This window comes from Escherichia sp. E14S1 (genome assembly GCF_004211995.1).
In the GTDB taxonomy this organism is placed as follows: domain Bacteria; phylum Pseudomonadota; class Gammaproteobacteria; order Enterobacterales; family Enterobacteriaceae; genus Escherichia.
In genome coordinates, this window is sequence record NZ_RHJQ01000014.1 from 158,479 (window position 1) to 169,884 (window position 11,406).

The window sequence follows — 11,406 nt, forward strand, 5'->3', positions numbered from 1 at the left end:
TATGATTTATATTTCCGCCGTTGGCATGATCAACGCCCTGGGAGATAACCTTGACGAAATTGCAGCCAACCTGGCTCGCGGTGTTGCTCCCGGAATGCGCCCACGCGCAGGCTGGTTGCAGGGGCATCCGCAGGCGGTCCTGGCTGGCGTGGATGGCGAGCTTCCGCTTATCCCGGAAAAATTCGCTGCGCACCGCTCGCGCAACAATCAGATCCTGCTGGCGGCGCTGGCGCAGATCCAGCCGCAGGTTGATGACGCTATCGCGAAATATGGCCGCGAGCGCATCGCGATTGTGCTTGGCACCAGCACCTCCGGCCTGCATGAAGGCGACACGCACGTTAAGCTGCGCACCAACGGACAGCCGAGCACCACGTGGCACTATGCACAACAGGAACTCGGCGATCCGTCGCGTTTTCTCAGCCACTGGCTGGCGCTCGACGGCCCGGCCTATACCCTTTCAACCGCCTGCTCCTCCAGTGCCAGAGCGATGATCAGCGGGCGCAGACTTATCGAAGCGGGGCTGGTCGATGCCGCCATTGTGGGTGGCGCAGATACCCTGAGCCGAATGCCGATTAACGGTTTTCACAGCCTCGAATCGCTCTCGCCAACCTTATGTCAGCCGTTTGGTCGTGACCGCGCGGGTATTACCATTGGCGAAGGGGCGGGGCTGATGTTATTAACCCGCGAACCGCAGCCCATCGCGTTGCTGGGCGTTGGTGAATCAAGCGACGCTTACCATATTTCGGCCCCGCATCCGCAGGGCGAAGGGGCGATCCGCGCTATTAATCAGGTGCTGACCGATGCGCAGCTTACGCCAGATGACGTCGGCTATATCAACCTGCACGGCACCGCCACACAACTCAACGATCAGATTGAATCAATGGTGGTTAACGCCCTGTTTGGCGAACGCGTACCTTGCAGCTCCACCAAACATTTGACCGGACACACGCTGGGCGCGGCGGGCATTACCGAGGCGGCAATCAGCATGTTGATCTTACAGCGTGATTTACCGCTGCCCGCTCAGGACTTCAGCCTGTCGCCGCGCGATCCCAGGCTGCCACCGTGTGGCATTATCGAACAACCGCAGCCGCTGGCACGTCCGGTGATCCTGTCCAATTCCTTCGCCTTTGGCGGCAATAACGCCAGCATTCTGCTCGGGAGGGTTTCGTGAGCCACTATTTATCACCCGGCGCTTATCTGCCCCACGACGCGCCCATGTTACTGCTGGAAGAAGTGGTGAGCGTCAGCGATGACAGCGCGGTGTGCCGCGTAACAGTCTCGCCCAGTGGCGTACTGGCACCGTTTCTCGACCCGGACGGCAATCTCCCTGGCTGGTTTGCCCTTGAACTGATGGCGCAAACCGTCGGCGTCTGGTCTGGCTGGCATCGCCACCAGCAGGGCAAAAACAGTATTGAGTTAGGGATGGTACTGGGCGCGCGTGAATTGCTTTGCACCACTGGCATTCTGCCCGCAGGCCAGACGCTGACCATTACCGTCAAACTGCTGATGCAAGACGATCGCTTCGGCAGTTTTGAGTGCAGCATCAACGACGGCGAGGCGACGGGCCGCATTAACACCTTCCAGCCGACCGCGGAAGAACTTACCACCCTGTTTCAACAAGGAGCGTCCTGATGAGTCGTTCAGTTCTGGTTACTGGTGCCAGCAAAGGCATTGGTCGCGCCATCGCCTGTCAACTGGCGGCAGACGGCTTTAACATTGGCGTTCACTATCACCGTGACGCCGCAGGCGCTCAGGAAACGCTGAATGCCATTGTCGCCAACGGTGGTAACGGGCGTTTGCTCAGTTTCGACGTCGCAAACCGCGAACAATGTCGGGAAGTGCTGGAGCACGAGATCGCGCAACACGGCGCCTGGTACGGCGTAGTCAGTAACGCCGGGATCGCCCGCGACGCCGCTTTTCCGGCTTTAAGCGATGACGACTGGGATGCGGTGATCCACACCAATCTCGACAGTTTCTACAACGTCATTCAGCCGTGCATTATGCCGATGATCGGTGCGCGCCAGGGCGGACGCATCATCACGCTGTCCTCGGTTTCCGGCGTAATGGGCAATCGCGGCCAGGTGAATTACAGCGCTGCCAAAGCCGGAATTATCGGCGCAACAAAAGCGCTGGCTATCGAACTCGCGAAGCGCAAAATCACCGTCAACTGCATCGCGCCGGGACTTATTGATACCGGGATGATCGAAATGGAAGAGAGCGCCCTGAAAGAGGCAATGTCGATGATCCCAATGAAACGCATGGGCCAGGCGGAAGAAGTTGCCGGGCTTGCCAGCTATTTAATGTCTGATATTGCGGGTTACGTCACCCGCCAGGTTATTTCCATCAACGGAGGGATGTTATGACACGTCGCGTAGTGATTACAGGAATGGGCGGCGTGACTGCCTTTGGTGAAAACTGGCAGGACGTTTCTGCACGCTTACTGGCGTATGAAAACTCGGTGCGCAAAATGCCGGAGTGGCAGGTTTACGATGGCCTGCACACCCTGCTTGGCGCGCCTATTGATGATTTCACGCTACCGGAGCACTACACCCGCAAGCGTATCCGTGCGATGGGCCGCGTGTCGCAAATGTCGACCCGCGCCAGCGAGCTGGCGTTAGAGCAGGCAGGGTTGATTGGCGATCCGATATTAACCAGCGGCGAAACGGGCATTGCGTACGGTTCATCAACCGGCAGTACCGGCCCGGTAAGCGAGTTCGCCACCATGCTGACTGAAAAGCACACCAATAACATCACTGGCACCACCTATGTGCAGATGATGCCGCACACCACCGCCGTTAATACTGGCCTCTTTTTCGGCCTGCGCGGGCGGGTGATCCCAACCTCCAGCGCTTGTACCTCCGGCAGCCAGGCGATCGGTTATGCGTGGGAAGCCATTCGCCACGGTTATCAAACGGTGATGGTTGCTGGTGGTGCCGAAGAGTTATGTCCTTCAGAAGCAGCGGTATTTGATACGCTTTTCGCCACCAGCCAGCACAATGATGCGCCGAAAACCACACCTTCACCGTTCGATGAAAACCGCGACGGGCTGGTGATTGGTGAAGGCGCAGGGACGCTCATCCTCGAAGAACTGGAGCACGCCAAAGCGCGCGGCGCGACCATTTACGGTGAAATCGTCGGCTTTGCGACTAACTGCGACGCCGCGCATATCACCCAGCCACAGCGTGAGACCATGCAGTATTGTATGGAGCAATCGCTGAAAATCGCCGGGTTAAGCGCACAAGATATCGGCTATATTTCAGCGCATGGCACGGCGACCGATCGTGGTGATATGGCAGAAAGTCTGGCGACAGCAACCATTTACGGTGATAATGTGCCGCTCTCCTCGCTGAAAAGTTATTTTGGTCATACGCTTGGTGCCTGTGGCGCGCTCGAAGCCTGGATGAGTCTGCAAATGATGCGCGAAGGCTGGTTTGCTCCTACGCTAAACCTGAATAAACCAGACCCGAATTGTGGCGCGCTGGATTACATCATGCATGAAGCCCGCAAGGTTGATTGTGAGTTTTTGCAGAGTAACAACTTTGCCTTTGGCGGCATTAATACATCCATCATCATTAAACGTTGGCCCTGATATGTATCGGATAGTTCTGGGGAAAGTTTCGACCTTAAGCGCAGCTCCACTGCCACCGGCTTTACACGATCAAGCACCGCAAGGTCCACGACGCGAACGCTGGCTGGCGGGGCGTGCATTGCTTTCGCACACGCTTTCCCCGCTACCGGAGATCATCTATGGCGAACAAGGCAAACCGGCATTCGCGCCGGAAACGCCGCTATGGTTCAACTTAAGCCATAGCGGTGACGATATCGCCCTGCTGTTGAGCGATGAAGGCGAAGTCGGCTGCGATATCGAAGTGATTCGCCCGCGCGCCAACTGGCGCTGGCTGGCGAACGCCGTGTTCAGCCTTGGGGAACACGCTGAGATGGACGCCGTGCATCCTGATCAGCAACTGGAAATGTTCTGGCGCATCTGGACGCGCAAAGAAGCCATCGTTAAACAGCGTGGTGGCAGCGCCTGGCAAATCGTCAGCGTAGACAGCACCTATCAGTCATCGCTGTCAGTTAGCCATTGCCAGCTCGACAATTTAAGCCTGGCAATCTGCACTCCTACCCCCTTTACGCTCACCGCTGACAGTGTGCAATGGATCGATTCAGTTAACTGATCCGCCCGTCCGACTGCCTATCTCTTGATCCAGAACAGGTAATCAGTATGACGAATACTTAAAATCGTCATACTTATTTCCGCCATCTATTTTAATCCATTGGGGTTACCATGCTCTCCACACTCCGCCGCACTCTATTTGCGCTGCTGGCTTGTGCGTCTTTTATCGTTCATGCCGCCGCGCCAGATGAAATCACCACCGCCTGGCCGGTGAATGTCGGGCCACTAAACCCACACCTTTACACGCCTAATCAGATGTTCGCCCAGAGCATGGTTTATGAACCGCTGGTGAAATATCAGGCAGACGGTTCGGTGATCCCGTGGCTGGCAACAAGCTGGACCCATTCGGAAGATGGCAAAACCTGGACCTTCACTCTGCGTGATGGCGTGAAATTCTCTAACGGCGAACCGTTTGATGCAGAGGCGGCGGCAGAAAACTTCCGCGCAGTGCTCGATAACCGTCAACGTCACGCCTGGCTGGAGCTGGCAAACCAGATTGTTGATGTCAAAGCACTCAGTAAAAACGAGCTGCAAATCACCCTGAAAAGCGCCTACTATCCTTTCCTGCAAGAACTGGCCCTGCCACGCCCTTTCCGCTTTATCGCCCCCTCGCAGTTTAAAAACCATGAAACCATGAACGGGATTAAAGCGCCGATTGGCACCGGGCCGTGGGTTTTGCAGGAATCGAAACTGAATCAGTACGATGTCTTCGTCCGAAACGAAAACTACTGGGGCGAAAAGCCGGCGATTAAAAAGATCACTTTTAACGTGATCCCGGACCCGACTACCCGCGCGGTAGCGTTTGAAACTGGCGATATCGACCTGCTGTACGGAAACGAAGGGTTATTACCGCTCGATACCTTCGCCCGCTTTAGCCAGAATCCGGCTTATCACACCCAACTGTCACAGCCGATCGAAACCGTGATGCTGGCACTTAATACCGCCAAAGCCCCCACCAACGAGCTGGCAGTACGTGAAGCTCTCAATTACGCGGTAAACAAAAAATCGCTGATTGATAACGCGTTGTATGGCACCCAGCAGGTTGCCGACACCCTGTTTGCCCCTTCTGTGCCTTACGCTAATCTCGGCCTGAAACCACGCCAGTACGATCCGCAGAAAGCGAAAGAGTTGCTGGAAAAAGCCGGTTGGACGCTACCTGCGGGCAAAGACATCCGCGAGAAAAACGGTCAGCCGCTGCGCATTGAACTGTCGTTCATCGGCACCGATGCGTTAAGTAAATCGATGGCGGAAATCATTCAGGCTGATATGCGCCAGATTGGCGCAGATGTCTCGCTGATTGGCGAAGAAGAGAGCAGTATCTATGCTCGTCAGCGCGACGGTCGTTTTGGCATGATTTTCCACCGCACCTGGGGCGCGCCATACGACCCACACGCCTTCCTGAGTTCAATGCGCGTACCGTCGCACGCTGATTTCCAGGCACAGCAAGGATTAGCCGACAAGCCGCTGATTGATAAAGAGATCGGCGAAGTGCTGGCGACCCATGACGAAACGCAACGTCAGGCGCTGTATCGCGACATTCTGACCCGTCTGCATGACGAGGCGGTTTATCTGCCTATCAGTTACATCTCAATGATGGTGGTATCAAAACCGGAGCTGGGTAACATCCCCTACGCGCCGATCGCCACCGAAATTCCGTTCGAACAGATTAAACCGGTGAAACCTTAATGTTGCGTTACGTATTACGCCGCTTTCTGCTGCTGATCCCGATGGTACTCGCCGCCTCGGTGATCATTTTTCTGATGCTGCGCCTCGGCACCGGCGACCCGGCGCTCGATTATTTGCGTTTATCTAACCTGCCGCCAACGCCGGAGATGCTGGCCTCTACCCGCACCATGCTGGGACTGGATCAGCCGCTGTACGTCCAGTACGGTACCTGGTTGTGGAAGGCGCTGCATCTTGACTTTGGAATCTCATTCGCCAGCCAACGCCCGGTGCTGGACGATATGCTGAACTTCCTGCCCGCCACGCTGGAACTGGCAGGTGCGGCGCTGGTATTAATTCTGCTCACTTCCGTACCTCTCGGTATCTGGGCGGCGCGCCATCGCGACCGTCTGCCGGATTTCGCCGTACGTTTCATCGCGTTTCTCGGTGTGTCGATGCCTAACTTCTGGCTGGCGTTTTTGCTGGTGATGTTTTTCTCGGTCTATCTGCAATGGCTACCCGCAATGGGTTACGGCGGCTGGCAGCACATCATTTTGCCTGCGGTTTCCATTGCCTTTATGTCGCTGGCGATTAACGCGCGTCTGCTGCGCGCCAGTATGCTGGACGTCGCCGGTCAGCGTCACGTCACCTGGGCGCGGCTACGCGGCCTGAACGACAAACAGACCGAACGCCGCCATATTCTGCGCAATGCCTCGCTGCCGATGATCACTGCCGTGGGGATGCACATTGGCGAACTGATCGGCGGGACGATGATTATCGAAAACATCTTTGCCTGGCCGGGCGTCGGGCGCTATGCGGTGTCGGCGATTTTTAACCGTGACTATCCGGTTATTCAGTGCTTTACGCTGATGATGGTGGTGGTTTTTGTGGTCTGTAATTTGATTGTTGATTTGCTCAACGCCGCGCTGGACCCGCGCATTCGTCGCCATGAAGGAGCGCACGCGTGAACTTTTTCCTCTCTTCCCGCTGGTCGGTTCGCCTGGCGCTGATCATTATCGCCCTGCTGGCGCTGATTGCGCTCACCAGCCAGTGGTGGCTGCCGTATGACCCCCAGGCGATTGATTTGCCGTCGCGCCTGCTTTCGCCGGATGCGCAGCACTGGCTGGGCACCGATCACTTAGGACGCGATATTTTCTCGCGGCTGATGGCGGCGACCCGCGTGTCGCTCGGTTCGGTAATGGCCTGCCTGCTGCTGGTACTGACATTAGGGCTGGTTATTGGCGGCAGCGCCGGACTGATTGGCGGGCGCGTTGATCAGGCCACCATGCGCGTTGCCGATATGTTTATGACCTTCCCGACCTCGATTCTGTCGTTCTTTATGGTTGGCGTGCTCGGCACCGGGCTGACCAACGTAATTATCGCCATCGCCCTGTCGCACTGGGCGTGGTATGCACGCATGGTGCGCAGCCTGGTGATTTCACTGCGCCAGCGCGAGTTTGTGCTGGCGTCACGGCTTTCTGGTGCGGGCCATGTGCGGGTGTTTGTTGATCATCTGGCAGGTGCGGTGATCCCCTCGCTGCTGGTGCTGGCAACGCTGGATATCGGCCATATGATGCTGCACGTCGCGGGTATGTCCTTCCTCGGCCTCGGCGTGACCGCGCCGACCGCCGAATGGGGCGTGATGATTAACGACGCGCGCCAGTATATCTGGACCCAGCCGCTGCAAATGTTCTGGCCGGGGCTGGCGCTGTTTATCAGCGTGATGGCCTTTAACCTGGTGGGTGACGCACTGCGCGATCATCTGGATCCTCATCTGGTGACGGAGCACGCACACTAATGCCGCAACAGATTGAACTACGTAATATCGCGCTACAGGCCGCGCAGCCGCTGGTGCACGGTGTATCGTTAACCCTGCAACGCGGGCGCGTGCTGGCGTTAGTCGGCGGCAGCGGCAGCGGAAAATCACTGACCTGCGCCGCAGCGCTGGGCATTCTGCCCGCTGGCGTTCGCCAGACGGCGGGGGAAATTTTAGCCGATGGCAAACCGGTTTCTCCCTGCGCCCTGCGCGGCATCAAAATTGCCACCATCATGCAGAACCCGCGCAGCGCCTTTAATCCGCTGCACACCATGCACACCCACGCGCGTGAAACCTGCCTGGCGCTGGGGAAACCCGCCGACGACGCCACGCTTACCGCAGCCATAGAAGCGGTGGGGCTGGAAAACGCCGCACGCGTGCTGAAGCTGTACCCGTTCGAGATGAGCGGCGGCATGTTGCAGCGCATGATGATTGCGATGGCGGTGCTGTGTGAATCACCATTTATCATCGCCGATGAACCTACCACTGACCTTGACGTGGTGGCGCAGGCCCGCATTCTCGATCTGCTGGAAAGCATTATGCAAAAACAAGCACCGGGAATGCTGCTGGTCACCCATGATATGGGCGTTGTGGCGCGTCTGGCGGATGACGTGGCGGTGATGTCGCACGGTAAGATTGTCGAACAGGGCGATGTAGAAACGCTGTTTAACGCCCCCAAACATGCGGTGACGCGCAGCCTGGTTTCCGCTCATCTCGCCCTCTACGGTATGGAGCTGGCATCATGACTTTACTTAACGTCTGCGACCTTTCCCATCACTATGCGCACGGTGGATTCAGCGGTAAGCACCAGCATCAGGCGGTGCTGAATAACGTTTCCCTGACCCTGAAAAGCGGTGAAACCGTCGCCCTGCTGGGGCGTAGCGGCTGCGGGAAAAGCACTCTCGCGCGGCTGCTGGTAGGCTTAGAATCGCCCTCACATGGGAATATTAGCTGGCGCGGCGAACCGTTGACGAAACTTAATCGCGCCCAGCGAAAAGCCTTCCGTCGCGATATTCAGATGGTATTTCAGGACTCTATCAGCGCCGTTAACCCGCGCAAAACCGTGCGCGAGATCCTGCGTGAACCGATGCGCCACCTGCTATCGCTGAAAAAATCGGAGCAACTGGCGCGCGCCAGCGAAATGCTGAAGGCGGTCGACCTCGACGACAGCGTGCTCGACAAGCGCCCACCGCAGTTAAGCGGCGGCCAGCTCCAGCGCGTCTGCCTTGCGCGCGCGCTGGCGGTCGAACCGAAACTGCTGATTCTGGATGAAGCCGTTTCTAACCTTGATCTCGTGTTACAGGCGGGCGTCATTCGCCTGCTGAAAAAGCTACAACAACAGTTTGGCACCGCCTGCCTGTTCATCACCCACGACTTACGTCTTGTAGAACGCTTCTGTCAGCGGGTGATGGTGATGGACAACGGACAAATCATCGAAACCCAGGTGGTGGGAGATAAATTAACCTTTTCCTCTAACGCCGGACGTGTGCTACAAAACGCGGTATTACCCGCATTCCCCGTGCGCCGTCGCGCCACAGAAAAGGTTTAACGCAAATGCAACGAGTCACCATCACGCTTGATGACGATTTACTGGAGACGCTGGACAGCCTGAGCCAGCGTCGTGGTTATAACAACCGTTCCGAAGCTATCCGCGATATTCTGCGCAGCGCCCTGGCACAGGAAGCTACCCAGCAGCACGGCACACAAGGTTTCGCGGTGCTGTCGTATGTGTATGAACACGAAAAACGCGACTTAGCCAGCCGTATTGTCTCCACGCAGCATCACCACCACGATCTCTCGGTCGCCACGCTGCATGTGCACATTAATCACGACGACTGTCTGGAAATTGCCGTGCTGAAAGGTGACATGGGCGACGTGCAGCATTTTGCCGATGACGTTATCGCCCAACGCGGCGTGCGGCACGGGCATTTGCAGTGCTTGCCGAAGGAAGATTAACTCCTACCAACGCGCCGTTATTTCCTGACGGCGCAGTAAATTTCTGCCAAATTTCGACTTGCGTCACATTTTTTTGATCACGATTTGGTCCCCCAAAATGTGAGACGCTTCGATCCTCTTTTTCGCCTGTTCACCTACTATACGCTTGAAGTTGTCCATGATTGTCCATAGACAACTGTGAATGTTCAGGTGCGCGCCATGAAATCATTAAGTAAGTCGTCCCAAATACCGCTTTATCAACAAGTGGTGGAGTGGATAAGAGAAAGTATTTATACCGGGGATCTGGTGGAAGACGATCGCATTCCTTCGGAATACCAGATTATGGATATGCTGGAAGTGAGTCGGGGAACCGTTAAAAAAGCGGTCGCCCAACTGGTAAAAGAAGGCGTGTTGATTCAGGTCCAGGGCAAGGGAACATTTGTTAAAAAAGAGAACGTGGCATATCCGTTAGGTGAAGGATTATTGTCATTCGCGGAATCGCTGGAAAGCCAGAAAATACATTTTACCACTGAAGTTATTACGTCACGGATTGAACCGGCTAATCGTTATGTGGCAGAGAAATTAAGAATAACGCCCGGTCAGGATATTCTTTACCTTGAGCGTTTACGTTCAATTGGTGATGAAAAAGCGATGCTGATAGAGAACCGTATCAATATTGAGTTATGCCCCGGCATCGCGGAAATAGATTTTAATCAACACAATTTATTTCCAACCATTGAAAGTTTGTCGCAAAGAAAAATTCGCTACTCGGAAAGCCGCTATGCCGCGCGATTAATTGGTAATGAACGCGGCCATTTTTTAGATATCAGTGAAGATGCCCCCGTTTTGCATCTGGAGCAGTTAGTCTTTTTCTCCCGAGGGTTACCCGTTGAGTTTGGCAATGTCTGGTTAAAAGGAAATAAATATTATCTTGGCACCGTGCTGCAACGGCGGGAAGTGAGTTAAGTACATTTTTTTAAGAGGAATAAAATGCAAGGCATACTGTTTCAGGAAAATTATATTCAACGACTTCCGGCAGGGTTAAGCGTTGAAGAGATCATCCGTCAGTTAGCGCAACCGTTGGTTACCGCCGAACTGGTGGTCCCTGATTTTGCCGACCATGTGCTGAAACGTGAGGCAACGTACCCAACGGGGCTGCCTACCGAACCACCGTGCGTCGCCATTCCACACACGGATCATAAACATGTCAGACACAATGCAATTGCCGTCGGCATCCTGCCGGAGCCGGTAGAGTTTGCCGATATGGGCGGCGATCCTGACCCCGTACCTGTAAGAGTGATTTTTTTGCTCGCATTAAGCGAAAGCAACAAACAATTAAATGCCCTGGGCTGGATTATGGAGATGATTCAGGATACGCCCTTTATGTGCGCCCTGCTTACGATGGAAACAACAGAAATACACACAGTAATCTTAAACAAAATGAAAGAACGAGGTGAAATATGAGTCAAACTATTTTATTTGTCTGCGCCACGGGGATTGCCACATCCACGGCGGTAACAGAAAAAGTCATGGAATATTGCAAAGAGCACGGTCTTAACGTCAATTATTCCCAAACCAACGTTGCCTCTTTACCCGGAAATACCGACGGCGTAGCACTGGTTGTTTCAACCACGAAAGTACCTTATGAACTCGACGTGCCGGTGGTTAACGGCTTGCCAATTATTACCGGTATTGGCGAAGAGAAAGTGCTGGCGCAAATTGTTTCTATCCTTAAAAAGTAATTAATAATAATTAATTTCAACACACTCCATCAGGCGCTAACGCGAGGTGCGCTCTCGCCTGAAAAAGAGGTTTA

The 11,406-nt window shown here is 55.2% G+C and carries 14 protein-coding genes; all 14 read left to right on the top strand.

Features of this window, described 5'->3' with window-relative positions:
• Position 1 precedes the first annotated feature (1 nt).
• The 14 genes from D9734_RS17050 (at position 2) to D9734_RS17115 (ending at position 11,332) form a co-directional block, all read left to right on the top strand.
• Positions 2–1,171 carry a beta-ketoacyl-[acyl-carrier-protein] synthase family protein gene (locus D9734_RS17050; RefSeq protein ID WP_130209121.1) on the top strand — a complete coding sequence of 390 codons (1,170 nt, stop codon included), beginning with the start codon at positions 2–4 and terminating at the stop codon, positions 1,169–1,171.
• Entirely contained in the window at positions 1,168–1,632 is a 465-nt protein-coding gene (locus D9734_RS17055) for a 3-hydroxy-fatty acyl-ACP dehydratase (RefSeq protein ID WP_130209123.1), read from the top strand. Before D9734_RS17050 ends, D9734_RS17055 begins: the two co-directional genes overlap by 4 nt.
• Entirely contained in the window at positions 1,632–2,363 is a 732-nt protein-coding gene (locus D9734_RS17060) for a 3-ketoacyl-ACP reductase FabG2 (RefSeq protein WP_000091660.1), read from the top strand. Before D9734_RS17055 ends, D9734_RS17060 begins: the two co-directional genes overlap by 1 nt.
• The gene (locus tag D9734_RS17065; RefSeq protein ID WP_130209125.1) at positions 2,360–3,589 is read left to right on the top strand and encodes a beta-ketoacyl-ACP synthase; all 1,230 of its coding nucleotides are present in this window, start codon (positions 2,360–2,362) and stop codon (positions 3,587–3,589) included. The genes D9734_RS17060 and D9734_RS17065 overlap by 4 nt, the downstream gene beginning before the upstream one ends.
• 1 nt (position 3,590) lies before the next feature.
• Positions 3,591–4,178: a 4'-phosphopantetheinyl transferase AcpT gene (acpT, locus tag D9734_RS17070; protein ID WP_130209127.1), complete on the top strand. Its 588-nt coding sequence runs from the start codon at positions 3,591–3,593 to the stop codon at positions 4,176–4,178.
• A 110-nt stretch (positions 4,179–4,288) separates the two neighbouring features.
• On the top strand, positions 4,289–5,863 hold the full coding sequence (nikA, locus tag D9734_RS17075; protein ID WP_130209129.1) for a nickel ABC transporter substrate-binding protein: 1,575 nt from the start codon (positions 4,289–4,291) through the stop codon (positions 5,861–5,863).
• Entirely contained in the window at positions 5,863–6,807 is a 945-nt protein-coding gene (gene nikB / locus D9734_RS17080; protein ID WP_130209131.1) for a nickel ABC transporter permease subunit NikB, read from the top strand. Before nikA ends, nikB begins: the two co-directional genes overlap by 1 nt.
• A complete protein-coding gene (nikC, locus tag D9734_RS17085) occupies positions 6,804–7,637 on the top strand; it encodes a nickel ABC transporter permease subunit NikC (protein ID WP_001008963.1) in 834 nt (277 codons plus the stop codon). The genes nikB and nikC overlap by 4 nt, the downstream gene beginning before the upstream one ends.
• Positions 7,637–8,401, top strand: coding sequence for a nickel import ATP-binding protein NikD (nikD, locus tag D9734_RS17090; RefSeq protein ID WP_001136218.1), 765 nt, complete (start codon positions 7,637–7,639; stop codon positions 8,399–8,401). The genes nikC and nikD overlap by 1 nt, the downstream gene beginning before the upstream one ends.
• The gene (gene nikE / locus D9734_RS17095) at positions 8,398–9,204 is read left to right on the top strand and encodes a nickel import ATP-binding protein NikE (RefSeq protein ID WP_130209133.1); all 807 of its coding nucleotides are present in this window, start codon (positions 8,398–8,400) and stop codon (positions 9,202–9,204) included. The genes nikD and nikE overlap by 4 nt, the downstream gene beginning before the upstream one ends.
• Before the next feature lie 5 nt (positions 9,205–9,209).
• On the top strand, positions 9,210–9,611 hold the full coding sequence (gene nikR, locus D9734_RS17100; protein WP_001190062.1) for a nickel-responsive transcriptional regulator NikR: 402 nt from the start codon (positions 9,210–9,212) through the stop codon (positions 9,609–9,611).
• A gap of 198 nt (positions 9,612–9,809) precedes the next feature.
• Complete coding sequence (locus D9734_RS17105; protein WP_001308115.1) at positions 9,810–10,556, top strand: GntR family transcriptional regulator; 747 nt, start codon at positions 9,810–9,812, stop codon at positions 10,554–10,556.
• Between the two features lie 24 nt (positions 10,557–10,580).
• Complete coding sequence (locus tag D9734_RS17110) at positions 10,581–11,054, top strand: PTS sugar transporter subunit IIA (protein WP_130209135.1); 474 nt, start codon at positions 10,581–10,583, stop codon at positions 11,052–11,054.
• Complete coding sequence (locus D9734_RS17115; RefSeq protein WP_000084021.1) at positions 11,051–11,332, top strand: PTS sugar transporter subunit IIB; 282 nt, start codon at positions 11,051–11,053, stop codon at positions 11,330–11,332. The genes D9734_RS17110 and D9734_RS17115 overlap by 4 nt, the downstream gene beginning before the upstream one ends.
• Positions 11,333–11,406: the final 74 nt, after the last annotated feature.